20 protein-coding genes, 1 tRNA gene and 6 pseudogenes are annotated in these 19,661 nt (G+C 51.0%); 21 read left to right on the top strand and 6 right to left on the bottom strand.

All coding sequences use genetic code 11. The features are described 5' to 3' along the window. Window positions 1–105: 105 nt before the first annotated feature. Window positions 106–282: an Hha/YmoA family nucleoid-associated regulatory protein gene (locus ACUU1M_RS06465; protein ID WP_001344112.1), complete on the bottom strand. Its 177-nt coding sequence runs from the start codon at window positions 280–282 to the stop codon at window positions 106–108. Between the two features lie 707 nt (window positions 283–989). Here ACUU1M_RS06465 and ACUU1M_RS06460 point away from each other — a divergent pair. Both ACUU1M_RS06460 and ACUU1M_RS06455 read left to right on the top strand, forming a co-directional pair. Beyond that, the gene (locus ACUU1M_RS06460; protein ID WP_000235221.1) at window positions 990–1,196 is read left to right on the top strand and encodes a helix-turn-helix transcriptional regulator; all 207 of its coding nucleotides are present in this window, start codon (window positions 990–992) and stop codon (window positions 1,194–1,196) included. 94 nt (window positions 1,197–1,290) lie between these two features. Next, window positions 1,291–1,893, top strand: coding sequence for a hypothetical protein (locus tag ACUU1M_RS06455; RefSeq protein WP_000813456.1), 603 nt, complete (start codon window positions 1,291–1,293; stop codon window positions 1,891–1,893). On the opposite strand, the pseudogene ACUU1M_RS06450 reads toward ACUU1M_RS06455, so the two are convergent. After that, window positions 1,799–1,995: pseudogene (locus tag ACUU1M_RS06450) on the bottom strand (hypothetical protein). The gene ACUU1M_RS06455 and the pseudogene ACUU1M_RS06450 sit on opposite strands and share 95 nt — an antisense overlap. 1,097 nt (window positions 1,996–3,092) lie before the next feature. Here ACUU1M_RS06450 and ACUU1M_RS06445 point away from each other — a divergent pair. The 15 genes and pseudogenes from ACUU1M_RS06445 to ACUU1M_RS06375 all read left to right on the top strand — a co-directional run. Further along, complete coding sequence (locus ACUU1M_RS06445; RefSeq protein WP_000250228.1) at window positions 3,093–4,010, top strand: hypothetical protein; 918 nt, start codon at window positions 3,093–3,095, stop codon at window positions 4,008–4,010. An 84-nt stretch (window positions 4,011–4,094) separates the two neighbouring features. Then, complete coding sequence (locus tag ACUU1M_RS06440; RefSeq protein ID WP_001322100.1) at window positions 4,095–4,967, top strand: GTPase family protein; 873 nt, start codon at window positions 4,095–4,097, stop codon at window positions 4,965–4,967. Between the two features lie 371 nt (window positions 4,968–5,338). Then, complete coding sequence (locus tag ACUU1M_RS06435) at window positions 5,339–8,185, top strand: Ag43/Cah family autotransporter adhesin (RefSeq protein ID WP_000820563.1); 2,847 nt, start codon at window positions 5,339–5,341, stop codon at window positions 8,183–8,185. Between the two features lie 70 nt (window positions 8,186–8,255). Then, window positions 8,256–8,451: pseudogene (locus ACUU1M_RS06430) on the top strand (DUF905 family protein). 117 nt (window positions 8,452–8,568) lie between these two features. After that, on the top strand, window positions 8,569–9,387 hold the full coding sequence (locus tag ACUU1M_RS06425) for a DUF932 domain-containing protein (protein ID WP_001234651.1): 819 nt from the start codon (window positions 8,569–8,571) through the stop codon (window positions 9,385–9,387). Between the two features lie 341 nt (window positions 9,388–9,728). Next, window positions 9,729–10,202, top strand: coding sequence for an antirestriction protein (locus ACUU1M_RS06420; protein WP_005011597.1), 474 nt, complete (start codon window positions 9,729–9,731; stop codon window positions 10,200–10,202). 15 nt (window positions 10,203–10,217) lie between these two features. Beyond that, a complete protein-coding gene (locus ACUU1M_RS06415; protein ID WP_005011624.1) occupies window positions 10,218–10,694 on the top strand; it encodes a JAB domain-containing protein in 477 nt (158 codons plus the stop codon). Window positions 10,695–10,756: 62 nt separating this feature from the next. Continuing rightward, entirely contained in the window at window positions 10,757–10,978 is a 222-nt protein-coding gene (locus tag ACUU1M_RS06410) for a DUF987 domain-containing protein (RefSeq protein WP_001220314.1), read from the top strand. Between the two features lie 162 nt (window positions 10,979–11,140). Further along, window positions 11,141–11,515, top strand: coding sequence for a type IV toxin-antitoxin system YeeU family antitoxin (locus ACUU1M_RS06405; protein ID WP_001280958.1), 375 nt, complete (start codon window positions 11,141–11,143; stop codon window positions 11,513–11,515). A gap of 46 nt (window positions 11,516–11,561) precedes the next feature. After that, window positions 11,562–11,936, top strand: a complete 375-nt coding sequence (locus ACUU1M_RS06400) for a TA system toxin CbtA family protein (RefSeq protein WP_000854917.1) — start codon at window positions 11,562–11,564, stop codon at window positions 11,934–11,936. Next, window positions 11,933–12,424, top strand: a complete 492-nt coding sequence (locus ACUU1M_RS06395; protein ID WP_000976828.1) for a DUF5983 family protein — start codon at window positions 11,933–11,935, stop codon at window positions 12,422–12,424. The genes ACUU1M_RS06400 and ACUU1M_RS06395 overlap by 4 nt, the downstream gene beginning before the upstream one ends. Before the next feature lie 11 nt (window positions 12,425–12,435). Beyond that, the gene (locus ACUU1M_RS06390) at window positions 12,436–12,633 is read left to right on the top strand and encodes a DUF957 domain-containing protein (RefSeq protein WP_000839282.1); all 198 of its coding nucleotides are present in this window, start codon (window positions 12,436–12,438) and stop codon (window positions 12,631–12,633) included. An 84-nt stretch (window positions 12,634–12,717) separates the two neighbouring features. Then, a pseudogene (locus ACUU1M_RS06385) lies at window positions 12,718–13,278 on the top strand (DUF4942 domain-containing protein); the annotation flags it as partial. A 71-nt stretch (window positions 13,279–13,349) separates the two neighbouring features. Then, complete coding sequence (locus tag ACUU1M_RS06380) at window positions 13,350–14,354, top strand: IS110-like element ISSfl8 family transposase (protein WP_001179707.1); 1,005 nt, start codon at window positions 13,350–13,352, stop codon at window positions 14,352–14,354. Window positions 14,355–14,635: 281 nt separating this feature from the next. Next, window positions 14,636–14,917, top strand: a pseudogene (locus tag ACUU1M_RS06375) (DUF4942 domain-containing protein); the annotation flags it as partial. Between the two features lie 149 nt (window positions 14,918–15,066). Here the strand turns inward: ACUU1M_RS06375 and ACUU1M_RS06370 are convergent. Then, window positions 15,067–15,154, bottom strand: a tRNA-Ser gene (locus ACUU1M_RS06370). A gap of 234 nt (window positions 15,155–15,388) precedes the next feature. Here ACUU1M_RS06370 and ghrA point away from each other — a divergent pair. From ghrA to ACUU1M_RS06350, 4 genes are all read left to right on the top strand, one after another. After that, window positions 15,389–16,327: a glyoxylate/hydroxypyruvate reductase GhrA gene (gene ghrA, locus ACUU1M_RS06365; protein ID WP_000351304.1), complete on the top strand. Its 939-nt coding sequence runs from the start codon at window positions 15,389–15,391 to the stop codon at window positions 16,325–16,327. A 54-nt stretch (window positions 16,328–16,381) separates the two neighbouring features. Next, on the top strand, window positions 16,382–17,119 hold the full coding sequence (gene ycdX / locus ACUU1M_RS06360; protein ID WP_000283664.1) for a zinc-binding phosphatase: 738 nt from the start codon (window positions 16,382–16,384) through the stop codon (window positions 17,117–17,119). A gap of 23 nt (window positions 17,120–17,142) precedes the next feature. Then, on the top strand, window positions 17,143–17,697 hold the full coding sequence (gene ycdY, locus ACUU1M_RS06355) for a molecular chaperone YcdY (protein WP_001001917.1): 555 nt from the start codon (window positions 17,143–17,145) through the stop codon (window positions 17,695–17,697). A 101-nt stretch (window positions 17,698–17,798) separates the two neighbouring features. Next, the gene (locus ACUU1M_RS06350) at window positions 17,799–18,269 is read left to right on the top strand and encodes a DUF1097 domain-containing protein (protein WP_449144652.1); all 471 of its coding nucleotides are present in this window, start codon (window positions 17,799–17,801) and stop codon (window positions 18,267–18,269) included. An 84-nt stretch (window positions 18,270–18,353) separates the two neighbouring features. Here the strand turns inward: ACUU1M_RS06350 and ACUU1M_RS06345 are convergent. The 3 genes and pseudogenes from ACUU1M_RS06345 to ACUU1M_RS06335 form a co-directional block, all read right to left on the bottom strand. Further along, window positions 18,354–19,129, bottom strand: a pseudogene (locus ACUU1M_RS06345) (CsgG/HfaB family protein). A 26-nt stretch (window positions 19,130–19,155) separates the two neighbouring features. Beyond that, window positions 19,156–19,572: a curli production assembly/transport protein CsgF gene (gene csgF, locus ACUU1M_RS06340; RefSeq protein WP_001264088.1), complete on the bottom strand. Its 417-nt coding sequence runs from the start codon at window positions 19,570–19,572 to the stop codon at window positions 19,156–19,158. 24 nt (window positions 19,573–19,596) lie between these two features. Next, a pseudogene (locus tag ACUU1M_RS06335) lies at window positions 19,597–19,661 on the bottom strand (curli production assembly/transport protein CsgE); the annotation flags it as partial.

Genomic DNA, 19,661 nt, shown 5'->3' with positions numbered 1-19,661 from the left:
ACCATTCCCTTTTGATTTCGAATTCTTTGTTGTCGCTATACCGCTTAATGTTCCCGGTCCTCCGGTGCAGATAACACCGGAGTCATCGTAGCGCTGCTTCAATATTCAGGTGACGTATTTCCAGACGGAAGCCGGCGCGCGATCGTAAAGTTTGTTCATTGTCAGTTCTGCCAGCCGGTTGTCAACGGCAGAGTTAAAGGCTTCCAGCTCCGCAAGGGTAAGTTTATAACGCGTGTGGGAATTCACTTTTCCCGCGTCTCCTGACGTATTACGGGCTGCCACTTACCTGGTGTCCCGCAATACAGCCTTAGTGTTCCGTTATCGGGGATCCGGACGCACCGCAACAACCGGGGAAGTATTTCTGGTTTAGAGCAGTGTCAAGAGGGATTTCTCAGCCCCTCACTCACCGGCTCAGTCTCAGGGCAGGAGCATTAATACGCTCAGTTCATGTCTTATACAGGAATGGGCACAGGGGGAGCTGGCGTGTCACTGCTGATTTTACGCATCAGCGTTCATGTATCTGCACTCTGATACATGAACGATTCACAGCGCTCTGTTACCGGAGAGATTTACTCTCTTAGCTTACTCTGGCAAATCCTTTACGTTACTCTCTGATGACTTCTTATATTTATAATACCAATCAGACAGCCTTATCCCATCGGTGATATCAGTCTCCTCCTCGCCAGGAACGGGCTGACTCACTGTAACTACCTCCGAAAACAACTCTGCAATTATCAGAACGCCTGCTTCTCTCCCTGTCCTCACGAAAACTATCCCCTCTTTATCGCGCGTGCGTGCGGAAGCATCTTTTCGCAACAACCACCCGGTATACCGGTACGGCTCAGCCACCGCAACCTCCCCGTTTATCTCCTGGCGGTCACATTCCCGATTATTTTTTACGTTTCTCCCCGGTTGTTATGCCGGTGAAGGTGGCGCGCTGTTTTCATGACCACACCGGCTGGTTTAACAACATCCGGAGGAACATTCTCATGGCTACCCCAGTTTCACTGATGGATGACCAGATGGTCGACATGGCATTTATCACTCAACTGACCGGCCTGACAGATAAGTGGTTTTACAGGCTCATCAGGGATGGGGCCTTTCCGGCTCCCATCAAGCTGGGCCGCAGCTCCCGCTGGCTGAAAAGTGAAGTGGAAGCCTGGCTACAGGCGCGTATTGCACAGCCCCGCCCGTAATTTCTGACCGTTATCCGTTCACCCGCAGCAGACGTAATCCCCGGCCTGCCGGCGGCATTCTGCTGCCTGTTATATCCCCGTGAGGAATATGAAAATGAAACAACAGTATCAGACCCGCTACGAATGGCTCCACGAAAGCTACCAGAAATGGCTGACCGGCTTCACCCGGCACGCCGTATCCTGGGGCGTGTGTCATCCGAATATCTACTACTTCCATAATCTGACGCCCGGTTGGGTGTCATTCAATGGTGAAAAACCGGAGATTGCCATCGTACCCCAGAGCCTGCACCGGCTGATTTATGGCCCTGACAAACGGGCCACGCCGCCCCTGGATGATGATCTGATAGTGAATTTATGCACCAGTGAACATCTGCTGGTTCATCATCCGATGCTGGAAGGCATTCTCCTGTCTGAATGTGAACGTCTGAGGCAGCGTTCTCTGGCAAATAAACTGATCAGCCTCTTCCGTCAGTTTGGTGGCACGGAGTTGCGCCTCAAACTGGTCTGGCTTTGCTGGCTTGATTTAATGACCGGAAACAGCCTTGAAGACTGGAAAGAGAACCTGAAACGGAAATCAGAAAAAGAGCTGGAGGAATGGATCATCAACCGTCAGAGGCAGAGCGCAGCACTGACGGATCTGATGGATCAGTACGTGCTCCTGGCATACCGCACAACGGTTGACGATAGCCGCAACTGATGCCGGTTGCTTCCGGAAGGTGTGACAAAATACGGAAATGATGATGCTCCCGGCCCCCATGCTCACCTGCAGAGCGTGTTCGTCGTCATCATACTGAGCCATGACGGGCGTCTTAAGGGCATCCTGTCATTGCTGAGCAGGCAACACCACCAGAGGAGCCACGGACAGGGATGTTCTTTACAGCCCGATACACGCCAGGTTCTCAGCAGACTGAATGTGCAGGTGCGGTTATTCACCAGAAATGGCATGCTGCGGTACATACCCATCCTGGTGACAATATGTACGTGGCGACAGCGATCCCGGCACTGTGGAAGAGACTCACTCAGCCTGCAGGATATTCTTTCCGGCATCCGGGAATGTCCGCCTGAATGCAAACAGGATGATATTTGAATCCGTAATACTGTTCTTTCATCATAAATAATTTATGCAGATACAGTTAACCGTTACAGTAGCCGGTTTGTTTTACCGGGAAATAATATCCGTCAGACTGATACCGGAACATATCTGAAACACGTTATGATGTTTTGTTATCAGAAATGTTGTATATTCTTATCCGTGGCGACAGTTTAATGCCCTCTGGTATCACCTGATAATGTATATCCTGCGATGATTCGTTATATTTACGGGACACGCCTCTTTTCATTGTGCTCCTTTTCAGACTTCATTTTCCGTAAGTGTTCCCCGGCATAAAGGAGGTACCTTTCTGGCGTTTATAACTCTCTTTATCGGTGACGCCGGTAATACAGGGAATACCACACCGACAAACGAGGTATTAACAGACGATATTTCAGTGTCCATAATTTTTCTGTCCGGTTAAATAACGTCAGTCTGCTGCCCTCTGACTGTAATCATCAAAGCCGGAATGCATACCGGGTTACAACGTAAAAAAAGTGATGCTGGCCCCCGGTGCAGCTGGCGGGCGAAACATGTTTACCTTTCAATACCCCCTGTCTGCAGTCTCCACTCTTCCATCCTCTTAAGCTACGTCGGCCACATGAGTGCACTTCCATGATAACAGGTATTCCTGTCAGCATAACGAAGCCGGTTACCTTCCCTTCCTCCTGCATTTCCTGTCAGAATGACTATACAGCGCGCAGATTGCCTTTTTATTGACCATCTTAATATACCGTTATAAACTTCTTTTTATCATATTATTATCACCTTATTATGTTTAATTTTTAAGCAGTCGGAGAAAGAGGATGGTTCAGAAAATTTTGTCGGATAAGGTTATGAATGAAAGAACAAATGCGTATTACTCTTATTATCTTGGAGAGCGTAATATCTCCGTACTGCCCCTTAATGTTTATGATCCCCCGGAACGTTTTATCGCTTACATAAAAAAAAACAGAGAAAATCTGAACATCACACTTTCAGATTTTGAACTTGAACAAATAATTTCTGGTATGCGTCTGAAGGCCCTGGCCTTCCTGGTCCCCCTGGAAAAAATATCCTGGATCGCGGGCAGTGAACGCGCATGCTTATTTTCCTGGTATCTGTTGATGCAGTTTATCCAGAATAACAGGGCAAAAATAAGCGCAGACTTGCTTCAAAAGAATAAACTGTATCTTAAAGAAGAGTATCTGGAAGGGAATGCCTTCCCGTCGGACTCATCGACACAGTTCAGACAAATACTCAGAGTTCTCGATATTCTTTCTGATAAGAATTTGCGGGATGAGTGGATAATCCAGACCAAAGACAGATGGATGCGGGCATTTAAATCAAAGAGTCCTTTCAGTTACCTCCTCCCGGAGAACGAACATGAATGCATATGGACATGGAATTATTTGAAGGGAAAAAATATTGCACTGGAAAAACTGGCCAGTTTTCCTGGTTCTGCTGATATTTACCACGCAATTCACCTTTCATTTGACATATGGGTTACCTGTCCACTCACCTCACCTGACGATATAAAAAATTTCAGAAACAGTTTCAATAAGGCCAAGGCGCAGCGCAAGTACAAAAAAATGCAGGAAGATAAAGTCAATGTACAGTTTTTTCTTGACGCAGAAACCAGGGCGCAGCTCAAAGAATTATCGAGGGTCAGAAGACTCAGTACCGGCGAAATGCTGCATGACCTGATTGTTGAAGAGTATAAAAGGTACCGACATTCCAGATAATTTCAGACATATATTATCTCCGTGAGTCCCCCGCCACCTTTCCGGTGTGCGGGGGTTTTGTCTTTTTTCACCGGGAATACATGTATGAATCCGTCTGATGCCATTGAGGCAATTGAAAAACCGCTCTCCTCCCTGCCTTACTCACTTTCCCGTCACATCCTGGAACATCTGCGCAAACTCACCAGTCACGAACCCGTGATTGGCATTATGGGTAAAAGCGGGGCCGGTAAATCCTCACTCTGTAATGCACTGTTTCAGGGGGAGGTCACCCCGGTCAGTGATGTTCACGCCGGCACCCGGGAAGTGCAGCGTTTCCGTCTGAGTGGCCATGGTCACAGCATGGTTATCACTGACCTGCCCGGGGTGGGCGAGAGCCGGGACAGAGATGCAGAGTATGAAGCCCTGTACCGTGACATTCTGCCTGAACTTGACCTGGTACTGTGGCTGATTAAAGCCGATGACCGTGCCCTGTCTGTGGATGAGTATTTCTGGCGACACATCCTGCACCGGGGACATCAGCAGGTGCTGTTTGTGGTGACGCAGGCCGACAAAACGGAGCCCTGCCATGAATGGGATATGGCCGGTATTCAGCCTTCTCCCGCACAGGCACAGAATATTCGCGAAAAAACGGAGGCGGTATTCCGTCTGTTCCGGCCCGTACATCCGGTTGTTGCCGTATCGGCCCGCACCGGCTGGGAACTGGATACGCTGGTCAGTGCGCTAATGACAGCACTTCCCGACCATGCCGCCAGTCCCCTGATGACCCGCCTGCAGGACGAGCTGCGCACGGAATCTGTCCGGGGTCAGGCCCGTGAACAGTTTACCGGTGCGGTGGACCGGATATTTGACACGGCGGAGAGCGTCTGTGTTGCCTCTGTTGCCCGTACGGTTCTGCGTGCCGTCCGTGACACGGTGGTCTCTGTTGCCCGCGCTGTATGGAACTGGATTTTCTTCTGAACAGTCTGCCAGGGAAATGCCTGATAACATTACGTTAACCAACTGAAAACATGACACAAACCCCTCATACTCCTCCTGTTTCTCTTGCGTGACCGCCTTGTCGTTAATAGAATAAAACTATCGATAAAACAGATATCGATCGTTGCTATCGATCGTTTATAGTGGTTAATGGTCTGCGAAAAGGCAGCTGAATCTCTTCATCATGCAGAACGGAATTGCACACAACGGACTGATACTTCTCTGGCGGATGAGAGAGGGGAAGCATTTATGTCCGGGAAAAACCACTTTATCTGACCATGCTGTTTTGTACCTGCCGGTATCCACTTTTGTGGGTACCGGCTTTTTTATTCACCCTCTGTAAGGAAAAGCTGATGAAACGACATCTGAACACCAGCTACAGGCTGGTATGGAATCACATTACGGGCACCCTGGTGGTGGCTTCCGAACTGGCCCGCTCACGGGGAAAACGCGCCGGTGTGGCGGTTGTGCTGTCTCTTGCTGCTGTCACATCAGTCCCGGCACTGGCTGCTGACACGATTGTACAGGCGGGAGAAACCGTGAACGGCGGAACACTGACAAATCATGACAACCAGATTGTTCTCGGTACGGCCAACGGAATGACCATCAGTAGCGGTCTGGAGTATGGGCCGGATAACGAGGCCAATACCGGCGGGCAATGGATACAAAATGGCGGTATCGCCAACAACACTACTGTCACCGGTGGTGGTCTTCAGAGAGTGAATGCCGGAGGAAGCGTTTCAGACACGGTTATCAGTGCCGGAGGCGGACAGAGCCTTCAGGGGCAGGCAGTGAATACCACTCTGAACGGCGGTGAGCAGTGGGTACATGAAGGCGGGATTGCAACGGGTACCGTCATTAATGAGAAGGGCTGGCAGACCGTCAAATCCGGCGCAATGGCAACCGACACGGTTGTGAATACCGGCGCGGAAGGGGGACCAGATGCAGAAAATGGTGATACCGGGCAGTTTGTTCGCGGAAATGCCGTACGTACCACTATCAATGAAAATGGTCGTCAGATTGTGGCTGCTGAAGGAACAGCAAATACCACTGTGGTTTATGCCGGCGGCGACCAGACGGTACACGGGCATGCGCTGGATACCACACTGAATGGCGGTTACCAGTATGTGCACAACGGCGGTACGGCGTCTGGCACTGTTGTAAACAGTGACGGCTGGCAGATTATCAAGGAAGGTGGTCTGGCGGATTTCACCACCGTTAACCAGAAAGGCAAACTGCAGGTGAACGCCGGTGGTACCGCCACACATGTCACCCTGAAACAGGGTGGAGCACTGGTTACCAGTACTGCGGCAACGGTTCTTGGCAGCAACCGTCTGGGCAATTTCACGGTGGAAAACGGTAAGGCTGACGGAGTTGTTCTGGAGTCCGGCGGTCGCCTGGATGTACTGGAAGGCCATTCAGCGCAGAAAACACGGGTGGATGACGGCGGAACCCTGGCAGTGTCTGCCGGTGGTAAGGCAACAGGTGTCACCATGACATCCGGTGGTGCCCTGATTGCAGACAGTGGTGCCACTGTTGAGGGGACCAATGCCAGCGGTAAGTTCAGTATTGATGGCACATCCGGTCAGGCCAGCGGACTGCTGCTGGAAAATGGCGGCAGCTTTACGGTTAATGCCGGAGGACTGGCCAGCAACACCACTGTCGGACATCGTGGAACACTGACGCTGGCTGCCGGGGGAAGTCTGAGTGGCAGAACACAGCTCAGTAAAGGTGCCAGCATGGTACTGAATGGCGATGTGGTCAGTACCGGCGATATTGTTAACGCAGGGGAGATTCGCTTTGATAATCAGACGACACCGGATGCCGCGCTGAGCCGTGCTGTTGCAAAAGGCGACTCCCCGGTAACGTTCCATAAACTGACCACCAGTAACCTCACCGGTCAGGGTGGCACCATCAATATGCGTGTTCGCCTTGATGGCAGCAATACCTCTGACCAGCTGGTGATTAATGGTGGTCAGGCAACCGGCAAAACCTGGCTTGCGTTTACAAATGTCGGAAACAGTAACCTCGGGGTGGCAACCTCCGGACAGGGTATCCGGGTTGTGGATGCACAGAATGGCGCCACCACAGAAGAAGGTGCGTTTGCCCTGAGTCGCCCGCTTCAGGCCGGCGCCTTTAACTACACCCTGAACCGTGACAGCGATGAAGACTGGTACCTGCGCAGTGAAAATGCTTATCGTGCTGAAGTCCCCCTGTATACATCCATGCTGACACAGGCAATGGACTATGACCGGATTCTGGCAGGCTCCCGCAGCCATCAGACCGGTGTAAACGGTGAAAATAACAGCGTCCGTCTCAGCATTCAGGGCGGTCATCTCGGTCACGATAACAACGGCGGTATTGCCCGTGGAGCCACGCCGGAAAGCAGCGGCAGCTATGGCTTCGTCCGTCTGGAGGGTGACCTGCTGAGAACAGAGGTTGCCGGTATGTCTCTGACGACAGGGGTGTATGGTGCCGCAGGCCATTCTTCCGTTGATGTTAAGGATGATGACGGTTCCCGCGCCGGCACGGTCCGGGATGATGCCGGCAGCCTGGGCGGATACCTGAATCTGACACACACGTCCTCCGGCCTGTGGGCTGACATTGTGGCACAGGGAACCCGCCACAGCATGAAAGCGTCATCGGACAATAACGACTTCCGTGCCCGGGGCTGGGGCTGGCTGGGCTCACTGGAAACCGGTCTGCCCTTCAGTATCACTGACAACCTGATGCTGGAGCCACAACTGCACTATACCTGGCAGGGACTTACCCTGGATGACGGCCAGGATAACGCCGGTTATGTGAAGTTCGGGCATGGCAGTGCACAACATGTGCGTGCCGGTTTCCGTCTGGGCAGCCACAACGATATGAGCTTTGGTGAAGGCACCTCATCCCGTGACACTCTGCGCGACAGTACAAAACACCGTGTGAGTGAACTGCCGGTGAACTGGTGGGTACAGCCTTCTGTTATCCGCACTTTCAGCTCCCGGGGTGACATGAGCATGGGGACAGCCGCCGCCGGCAGTAACATGACGTTCTCACCGTCCCGGAATGGCACGTCACTGGACCTGCAGGCCGGACTGGAAGCCCGTGTCCGGGAAAATATCACCCTGGGCGTTCAGGCCGGTTATGCCCACAGCGTCAGCGGCAGCAGCGCTGAAGGTTATAACGGTCAGGCCACGCTGAATGTGACTTTTTGATAATCAGGTCACTCTCCTTCAGGCCCCGGTCATCATGACCGGGGCTTTTTACTTTCAGGGAGCAACAGATATGCCGGGTTGTACATCACGTTTATTGCCCGAAGGCCCTTTCTCACGCGAACAGGCTGTTGCCGTCAAAACAGCTTACCGCAATGTGTTTACTGAAGATGACCAGGGAACATATTCCCGGCTGGTTATCCGTAATGCTGAAGGTCAGTTGCGCTGGTGATGCCGGAACACAGCTTAATACTCAGCTCGCCAGTTAAGGGCTTCTCAGACAATAAACGTCATTCATTTCATCTGTCAGGCCGCGTCTTCTCCGGGAGACGCAGCTTTTTCATTTATTACACCAGTAAATCGTAACCACCGATAAGGAGCAAATTATGCGACTAGCCAGTCGTTTTGGTTATGCGAACCAGATACGCCGTGACCGTCCGCTGACACACGAAGAACTGATGCACTATGTTCCCAGTATTTTCGGTGAAGACCGGCATACTTCCCGCAGTAAACGATATGCGTACATTCCCACCATCACCGTACTGGAAAGCCTGCAGCAGGAAGGTTTTCAGCCATTCTTCGCCTGCCAGACCCGCGTGCGCGACCCGGGCCGCCGGGGATACACAAAACACATGCTGCGTCTGCGGCGGGCCGGAGAGATAAACGGAGAACATGTCCCTGAAATTATTCTGCTCAACTCTCATGACGGTACCTCCAGCTACCAGATGCTGCCGGGTTACTTCAGATTCGTCTGCCAGAATGGCTGCGTCTGCGGTCAGTCTCTGGGGGAAGTGCGTGTTCCACACCGGGGAAATGTGGTGGAGAAAGTTATCGAAGGGGCTTACGAAGTGGTGGGGGTTTTTGACCGGATTGAGGAAAAGCGTGATGCCATGCAGTCGCTGGTCCTGCCGCCACCGGCACGCCAGGCGCTGGCACAGGCGGCACTGACTTACCGTTATGGTGACGAACATCAGCCAGTCACCACCGCTGACATTCTGACACCACGACGCAGGGAGGATTACGGTAAAGACCTGTGGAGCGCATATCAGACCATCCAGGAGAATATGCTGAAAGGCGGGATTTCCGGCCGCAGTGCAAAAGGAAAACGTATCCACACCCGTGCCATTCACAACATCGACACCGATATTAAGCTCAACCGCGCATTGTGGGTAATGGCAGAAACGCTGCTGGAGAGCCTGCGCTGATGCAGCATGTCCCTGAAGGCGTGATTCAGGCACCAGAATCACCCGACGCCCCGGAGGCGCTGCCGGGGTGTCGTTCCATTTCTGATGATGACCTGTGCGCCTGGTGTACCCGTCTGCTTTACCGTCCCGGAGAAATCAGTCTGTGCAGACTGAGTATACAGGCAATGGCATCTGGCCATCCGTCTGTGACCGGAACGGTTACGCGTACGGCTGTCCGGAATTTCAGCCGAATATCATTCATCCCTGATATTACCGGGTCATCACGGTCAGTGATGAACGTGATGTTGCCAGCTCCCGACCTTTACTCCCTCTCATTTATTCACATTACAAGGATTTCATACATGAAAACATTGTCTCAGAACACCACCGCTTCGGCCTGTGCACCGGAGACTGGCCTGCAACAACTGGTTGCCACTCCCGTCCCTGATGAACAGCGCATCAGCTTCTGGCCGCAGCATTTTGGCCTCATTCCACAGTGGGTCACCCTGGAACCCCGTGTCTTCGGCTGGATGGACCGTCTGTGTGAAGACTACTGCGGTGGTATCTGGAATCTGTACACCCTGAACAACGGCGGGGCATTTATGGCACCCGAACCGGATGACGATGATGACGAAACATGGGTACTGTTCAATGCCATGAACGGTAACCGCGCTGAAATGAGCCCGGAAGCCGCCGGCATTGCTGCCTGTCTGATGACGTACAGTCATCATGCCTGTCGTACGGAGTGTTATGCCATGACGGTCCATTATTACCGGCTGCGGGATTACGCCCTGCAGCATCCGGAATGCAGCGCCATTATGCGCATCATCGACTGAATGGAGGCAGGGACAATGCAGCAGCTTTCCTTTCTGCCCGGAAACATGACGCCCGGCGAGCGCAGTCTCATTCTGCGGGCCCTGCAAACCCTGGACCGCCATCTTCATGAACCCGGCGTGGCCTTCACCTCCACCCGTGCGGCACGGGAATGGCTGATTCTGAACATGGCGGGACTGGAGCGGGAAGAGTTCCGGGTGCTGTATCTGAACAACCAGAATCAGCTGATTGCCGGTGAAACCCTCTTCACCGGCACCATCAACCGTACGGAAGTTCATCCCCGGGAAGTGATTAAACGCGCCCTGTACCACAATGCCGCTGCCGTGGTGCTGGCGCACAATCACCCGTCCGGTGAAGTCACACCCAGTAAGGCAGACCGGCTTATCACCGAACGTCTGGTACAGGCACTGGGCCTGGTGGATATCCGGGTGCCGGACCATCTGATAGTCGGTGGCAACCAGGTTTTCTCCTTTGCCGAACATGGTCTGCTTTAACCCGTCACAACCACATCACACCTGTTTTCACTTTTATCTTCTGTCTTCAGAGGTATCACATCATGAGAATCATCACCCGTGGTGAAGCCATGCGTATTCACCAACAGCATCCTGCATCCCGTCTTTTTCCGTTCTGTACCGGTAAGTATCGCTGGCACGGCAGTGCTGAAGCGTATACTGGTCGTGAAGTGCAGGATATTCCCGGCGTTCTTGCCGTGTTTGCAGAACGCCGTAAGGACAGTTTTGGCCCGTATGTCCGGCTGATGAGTGTCACCCTGAACTGATGTTCCGTCACCCGGGAAACGAGTACGACCAGATGACCTCAGACGCCGCTGTGGATGAGGCCATTCTCATCAATGCATACATCTTCACCGAAACCGGTCAGCGCGCCGGCTGACCTGTCATCGTTAAACCATTCTTAACCACTTTTCAGAGAGGATTTTATCGTGTCAGACAAACTCTCCGGGATAACTCATCCCGATGACAATCACGACCGCCCCTGGTGGGGGCTTCCCTGCACAGTGAGGCCCTGTTTTGGCGCTCGTCTGGTGCAAGAGGGTAACCGCCTGTATTACCTTGCCGACCGCGCCGGTATCAGAGGCCGCTTCAGCGACGCAGATGCATACCATCTGGACCAGGCCTTTCCGCTGCTGATGAAACAACTGGAACTCATGCTCACCAGCGGTGAACTGAATCCCCGATATCAGCATACCGTCACGCTGTATGCAAAAGGGCTGACCTGCGAAGCCGACACCCTCGGCTCCTGTGGTTACGTTTATCTGGCTGTTTATCCGACACCAGCACCCGCAACCACCTCATAACCCCGAAGCTCTCACCTTTAGCACTACCAGTTACAGAGAACTTAAGATGAAAACATTATCCGACACACATGTACGGGAGGTATCTCGCTGCCCGTCTCCCGTCACCATCTGGCAGACACTGCTCATCCGACTGCTGGACCAGCATTATGGCCTCACACTGAATGACACACCGTTTGTCGATGAACGTGTGATTGAGCAGCATATTGAGGCAGGCATTTCACTGTGTGATGCAGTTAATTTTCTCGTGGAAAAATACGCGCTGGTGCGTACCGACCAGCCGGGATTCAGCACCTGTCCCCGCTCTCAGTTAATAAACAGTATTGATATCCTCCGGGCTCGCCGGGCGACCGGCCTGATGACCCGCGACAATTACAGAACGGTAAATAACATTACCCTGGGTAAGTATCCGGAGGCGAAATGATGAAACTGGCCCTGACACTGGAAGCCGACAGCGTTAACGTACAGGCACTGAACATAGGGCGCATTGTCGTTGACGTCGATGGTATTGAGCTCGCTGAACTGATTAACATGGTCTGCGATAACGGCTACTCCCTTCGTGTTGTTGATGAATCTGACCAGACCTCAGCAGAATGCACGCCACCATTTGCTACCCTTACCGGCATACGCTGCAGTACCGCACATATCACGGAAACGGACAACGCCTGGTTGTACTCGCTGTCACACCAGACCAGTGACTTCGGTGAATCAGAATGGATTCATTTTACAGGTAGCGGATATCTGTTACGTACCGATGCGTGGTCATACCCGGTTCTGCGGCTTAAACGCCTGGGGCTGTCAAAAACGTTCCGTCGTCTGGTCGTCACACTCATCCGGCGTTATGGCGTCAGTCTCATTCATCTGGATGCCAGCGCTGAATGCCTGCCGGGTTTACCCACTTTCGACTGGTAACCAGGAACAACATGAAATCATTAACCACGGAAACAGCGCTGGATATTCTGATTGCGTGGCTGCAGGACAATATCGACTGCGGATCGGGAATTATCTTTGACAACGATGAGGATAAAACGGATTCAGCAGCACTGTTGCCCTGTATCGAACAGGCCCGGGAGGATGTCCGTACCCTGCGTCATCTGCAGCTTCTGCACCAGAACCGGTGAAGCTCACTCACCAGACTTCATTCCTCTGACGCCAGCCTGCACAGGGCTGGCGTTTTCATTTATCTGCAAAAAGGAATATCGATTATGTCAGATATCACAATCTCCCGTCCGGAAGTGGTCAACGGGCATACGGACGTTATCTGCTCAACCAGCATTCGCCACATTCTGGCTGTACGAAAGAGTACACTGTTGCAAATCGACACACTTATCCGACAACTGGCTGAAATCTCGGTGCTGACGGAAAGCATCGGAGGTAAAACTGCCCCGGACTGGGCCATGAAACAGGATTTTCGCTGCGGCTGCTGGCTGATGGAGAAACCCGAAACAGCAATGAAAGCCATTACCCGGAATCTTGATCGCGAAATCTGGCGTGACCTGATGCAACGTTCCGGGATGCTGTCATTAATGGATACGCAGGCCCGTGATACATGGTACCGGTCACTGGAGTACGATAATTTTCCGGAAATCAGCGAAGCGAACATTCTGAGCACATTTGAACAACTGCACCAGAATAAGGATGAGGTGTTTGAGCGAGGGGTGATCAACGTCTTCAGAGGGCTGAACTGGAATTACAAAACCAATTGCCCCTGTAAATTTGGCAGTAAAATTATCGTCAACAATCTGGTGAGATGGGACCGGTGGGGATAATGATATGGTCACCCCCACCTTAACAGCAGTACGCTGTTAAGGTAAATCCCTTTAACGGAGAGACCATCATGCAGAACATCACACTTATTGGTATCGATCTCGGAAAGCACTCCTTCCACATTCATTGTCAAGACAAGTCTGGTAAGGCTCTTCTGCGTAAAAAATTTACCCGTACTAAACTGATGCAGTTTCTGGCGACATGTCCGCCCTCAGTTGTTGTAATGGAAGCCTGTGCGGGTGCACACTTTATGGCTCGCTGTATCTCTGATTTTGGGCATGAAACTAAGCTGATTTCTCCACAGTTCGTTCGCCCGTTTGTCAAAAGTAATAAGAATGATTTTGTTGATGCAGAAGCCATATGCGAAGCGGCTTCACGACCATCAATGCGTTTTGTCCAGCCAAGAACTGAGACCCAGCAGGCCATGAGGGCGTTACACCGGGTCAGAGAATCGCTCATCAGAGATAAGGTGAAAACAACCAACCAGATCCACGGTTTCTTGCTGGAATTTGGAATCAGCCTGCCGATAGGTGATGCTGTAATAAAACGGTTGTCTCTCGTGTTGGCTGAACACGAAATCCCCGAATATCTGAGCCGCCTTTTGGTGAGGTTGCATACCCACTACTTTTACCTTGTTGAGCAAATAGCAGAGCTGGAATCAGAATTAAGTCAGTCAATCAACGCTGATGATACCGCTCAGCGCATTATGACAATTCCTGGTGTTGGTCCGATTACTGCCAGCTTACTATCGTCGCAACTTGGTGACGGGAAACAGTTCTCATGCAGCAGGGATTTTGCAGCTTCCACAGGACTTGTTCCCCGGCAGTATAGCACTGGAGGAAAATCGACTCTGTTGGGTATCAGTAAGCGAGGTGATAAAAATTTACGCCGGTTACTGGTTCAGTGTGCCCGCTCATTCATAATGCGACTTGAACGCAAGCATGGAAAACTTGCTGAGTGGGTTCGGGAGCAACTCAACAAGAAGCATTCGAATGTGGTTACCTGCGCTCTGGCAAATAAACTGGCTCGAATTGCCTGGGCAATCACTACTCAGAAAAAAGAATATCAGGCCTGATATAGATGCTGATATAACTCAATTAGTTTATTTTAAACAATAAGATACAAGTTACCTTTCTGGTTTTGCGAAGACTGATTATTGATGACATGAACGGCAAATCGACCTGATTAAAAACCTAACAGATGAAATGGCTCACTGAAGCCGAGGGGATTTTTAGGATTATCAGGTGCGGAACTCATCGGGGCGCGGGCATCCTTGCCCACAGAGACGCCGGATAGATTTAAGCAAGCCAACCATTAATCAAAAATCAGTGTTGCAAAAACGGGGGTGACCATAGATTTCATCTTATCACCGGACAACAGGCTGACCGACTCGCCGATCTGGAAAGAATGTTGCACCTGTTCAGCGGTAAACCAATCCCCGACAACCGGGGAAACATCACCCTTCGTCTGGATGATCACATTCAGTCTGTTCAGGGTAAAGAGAGCTATGAAGATGAGATGTTCAGCATCAGATACTTTAAGAAGGGCTCCGCGCATATCACGTTCAGAAAACCAGAACTGGTTGACAGACTGAATGATATTATCGCAAAACACTATCCTGATATGCTGGCAGTATAGCTTTGCCAGTATGCTCAAAGATCGGAAATTGTCCGATAAGATATGATCGCGGGGCATATAAACCGGTTTCAGATGGCATACCCGATGGCATACTGTCTGGAAGGAAAAATAAAAAAGCGCATGTTAAACAATAACATGCACTTATAATCTGGCGGTGAGGGGGGGATTCGAACCCCCGATACGTTGCCGTATACACACTTTCCAGGCGTGCTCCTTCAGCCACTCGGACACCTCACCAAATTGTCGTTCCTGTCTTGCTGGAACGGGCGCTAATTTAGGGAAATCATGACCTGAGGTCAACAAACTTTTTGAAAAAATCGCGCGTTTATTCAAACATTCAATCAATGTGTGGTTTTAATAAGCGAAATCTGCTTTTTTTGCCACCGACCACGGATTTGTTATGCTGGTGGCCTTTGTAGATCATAACGATAAGTGCGAATAAATTTCGCACAACGCTTTTCGGGAGTCAGTATGGATATCATCTTTTATCACCCAACGTTCGATACCCAATGGTGGATTGAGGCACTGCGCAAAGCTATTCCTCAGGCAAGAGTCAGGGCATGGAAAAGCGGAGATAATGACTCTGCTGATTATGCTTTAGTCTGGCATCCTCCTGTTGAAATGCTGGCAGGGCGCGATCTTAAAGCGGTGTTCGCACTCGGGGCCGGTGTTGATTCTATTTTGAGCAAGCTACAGGCACACCCTGAAATGCTGAACCCTTCTGTTCCACTTTTTCGCCTGGAAGATACCGGTATGGGCGAGCAAATGCAGGAATATGCTGTCAGTCAGGTGCTGCATTGGTTTCGACGTTTTGACGATTATCGCATCCAGCAAAATAGTTCGCATTGGCAACCGCTGCCTGAATATCATCGGGAAGATTTTACCATCGGCATTTTGGGCGCAGGCGTACTGGGCTGTAAAGTTGCTCAGAGTCTGCAAACCTGGCGCTTTCCGCTGCGTTGCTGGAGTCGAACCCGTAAATCGTGGCCTGGCGTGCAAAGCTTTGCCGGACGGGAAGAACTGTCTGCATTTCTGAGCCAATGTCGGGTATTGATTAATTTGTTACCGAATACCCCTGAAACCGTCGGCATTATTAATCAACAATTACTCGAAAAATTACCTGATGGCGCGTATTTCCTCAACCTGGCGCGTGGTGTTCATGTTGTGGAAGATGACCTGCTCGCGGCGCTGGATAGCGGGAAAGTTAAAGGCGCAATGCTGGATGTTTTTAATCGTGAACCCTTACCGCCTGAAAGTCCGCTCTGGCAACATCCACGCGTGACGATAACACCACATGTCGCCGCGATTACCCGTCCCGCTGAAGCTGTGGAGTACATTTCTCGCACTATTGCCCAGCTCGAAAAAGGGGAGAGGGTCTGCGGGCAAGTCGACCGCGCACGCGGCTACTAATAAAGCATCAGGATTCCTGCTATCCTTGGCGGGAATTGAATACAGGAGAGAGTTATGTATCCCGTCGACCTTCATATGCATACCGTTGCCAGCACACATGCATATAGCACATTGAGTGATTACATTGCCCAGGCCAAACAAAAGGGCATTAAACTTTTTGCGATCACCGATCATGGCCCGGATATGGAAGATGCGCCGCATCACTGGCACTTCATTAACATGCGTATCTGGCCGCGAGTGGTTGATGGGGTAGGGATCCTGCGCGGCATTGAAGCTAACATTAAAAATGTTGATGGTGAAATTGACTGCAGCGGTAAAATGTTTGACTCGCTGGATCTGATTATTGCCGGTTTTCATGAGCCGGTTTTTGCGCCACATGACAAAGCGACCAATACACAAGCGATGATCGCCACTATCGCCAGCGGCAATGTGCATATAATAAGCCATCCCGGAAATCCGAAATATGAAATAGATGTTAAAGCCGTTGCTGAAGCAGCCGCGAAACATCAGGTGGCGCTGGAAATCAATAATTCCTCATTTTTACACTCACGTAAGGGCAGTGAAGACAACTGTCGTGCGGTAGCTGCAGCGGTACGTGATGCTGGAGGTTGGGTGGCATTAGGCTCGGATTCTCACACCGCGTTTACCATGGGGGAATTTGAAGAGTGTCTTAAAATCCTCGACGCGGTAGATTTTCCGCCAGAGCGCATTTTGAATGTTTCTCCGCGCCGCTTACTGAACTTCCTTGAATCTCGCGGTATGGCACCGATTGCGGAATTTGCAGACCTTTAATTACTAGTAATGGAAATATATTAATGAACGAGTTTTCTATCCTCTGTCGTGTGCTGGGTTCGCTCTATTACCGCCAACCGCAAGATCCTTTACTGGTGCCGCTGTTTACTCTGATTCGTGAGGGGAAACTGGCTGCGAACTGGCCACTGGAGCAGGATGAGTTACTGACGCGTTTACAGAAAAGCTGTGATATGACGCAAGTCTCTGCCGATTACAATGCGTTGTTTATCGGCGATGAATGTGCCGTGCCGCCATATCGTAGCGCATGGGTTGAGGACGCAACGGAAGCGGAAGTGCGCGCTTTTCTTTCCGAACGAGGGATGCCACTGGCGGATACGCCAGCCGATCACATCGGCACATTGCTGCTTGCGGCTTCCTGGCTGGAAGATCAGTCAACGGAAGATGAGAGCGAAGCACTGGAAACACTGTTCAGTGAGTATCTGTTACCTTGGTGTGGTGCGTTCCTCGGCAAAGTGGAGGCCCATGCAACCACGCCTTTCTGGCGCACCATGGCACCGCTAACCCGTGATGCCATTAGTGCAATGTGGGACGAGCTGGAAGAAGATTCTGAAGAGTAAATGTGATCATCGTCACTCATAACTGCAACAGATAATTTGTTGTTGCATAAAATGTGTGCTCGATCTCATTCATGGCCGCGTTTTCTGCTATCATGCGCGGCATGAACATACTTCTCTCTATTGCAATCACAACAGGCATTCTCTCCGGTATCTGGGGATGGGTGGCTGTTTCCCTAGGCTTACTAAGCTGGGCGGGCTTCCTGGGCTGTACGGCCTACTTTGCTTGCCCGCAAGGTGGGCTGAAAGGGCTGGCGATCTCCGCTGCAACCCTGCTTAGTGGCGTGGTGTGGGCGATGGTCATTATTTACGGTAGTGCACTGGCACCACATCTGGAAATTCTCGGTTATGTCATAACCGGTATTGTCGCGTTTCTGATGTGTATTCAGGCCAAACAGCTGCTGCTTTCATTTGTTCCGGGGACGTTTATAGGCGCATGCGCGACGTTTGCCGGGCAGGGTGACTGGAAACTGGTGTTACCTTCGCTGGCGCTTGGGCTGGTATTTGGTTACGCAATGAAAAACAGCGGCCTGTGGCTGGCGGCGCGTAGTGCAAAGACGGCTCACCGTGAGTAGGAAATCAAAAATAAAGCGTGAGGGGCACTCACGCTTTCGCTTAAACAGTAAATGCCGGATTATTAATTCCGGCATTTTTATCTGTCAGGATTCCGGTGGAACCGACATATGGCGGTATTTCACCAGAATGTCATTCTGCCGTTCCGCTTTATTTTGCAAATCCCACAGACCACGGTCGATACCATCATTCATCAGGAAAATGACCCCTGTTTCGATAGCCGACATCAGACACAGCATAACGGGTTCGTTTGAGGTGTAACCCACTTCCCCTTCCAGCAAGCGCTGGTAGTCAATAAAGCGGAAAACCCCGGCCTGAACTTCATAGGAAAGTATCGTCTTACTGGTGTTCACCGAGGAGAGGATCTCACCGGTACTCACATTGACGACACGCAGGTTCACGGCAATCTGATCGAGCTGGTATTGCGTGTCTGCACCGATCCCAAAATATCTTGCCCCAACACCGCCCGATTTAACGTTGCTTTCATAACCGATAATCGAACCTTCAACCATAATATTTGCCGCCGTTAAAGATTGCAGCGGGATTCGGTTATTAATGGCAACCGTGCCGTTTTCTTGTGCCGCACGAATAACCTTGCGCTCGTTAAGCAGGTTTTGTAAGCCCTGGCGCTTTGCGGAACAGCAGTGGAGAAGTTACTTGCCGGGTAGGGTTTAAATTGCCCGGTTTCGTCCTGAATGTTGTATACCGAAACAAAGATCTTACCCGTCGGCGCTGGCAGATGGGTCAAATCTTTGTAGCTCTGAGCACGAGGCATTAATGTCGGTCTGGCGGCTTCTTTAGGCGGGGCGGTTAAGCATCCGCTCAGTAACATGACGGCAACCAAAAGAAATAAGCGCTGCATGATTATTTTCCTTATGAAGCTGGGGCTTAAAAATCGGTTGAGTTATTTTGTAAACCCGAAACCTGGATGGTCGAGGTTTGTCCGGTTTTACGATCTGTCACGTTCAACTGCAATTGACCATCGCGGTTAGCAATATCAACAATATAATCGTTGGTCACCATGCGGCCCGGTTTACCGGTATTAATATTCGACAGTAGCCCACCTAAAATTTGTGACTGGATGGCCTGAGTAAAGTTATCTAACGCTGAGGGTGTTTCAATACCAAAGTCATCGTTATAGCTCGGATCTTTATAAGAGTTTTGGGCCTGAGCGCTATTTAATAAAAAAGCGCCATTATTTGGGTTACCACCAAAGTTTGGATTACGGAACTGGAAAGTCATGGTTCCAGCCCAACTTAATGGCGAAATAAGCATGAGTAGAACTACTGCATGTTTGACACGCATTGCAGCCTCCGAACAATTTTTTATTTAGAATTCATCATGCGCCAAATCGCCCGTACTTAATAACGCCTGATTTATCTGGCGACGATTTA

Source organism: Shigella sp. SIG6 (genome assembly GCF_053555815.1).
Note: the sequence above shows the minus strand (reverse complement) of the source record. Positions and strands in the feature narration are given on the sequence as shown.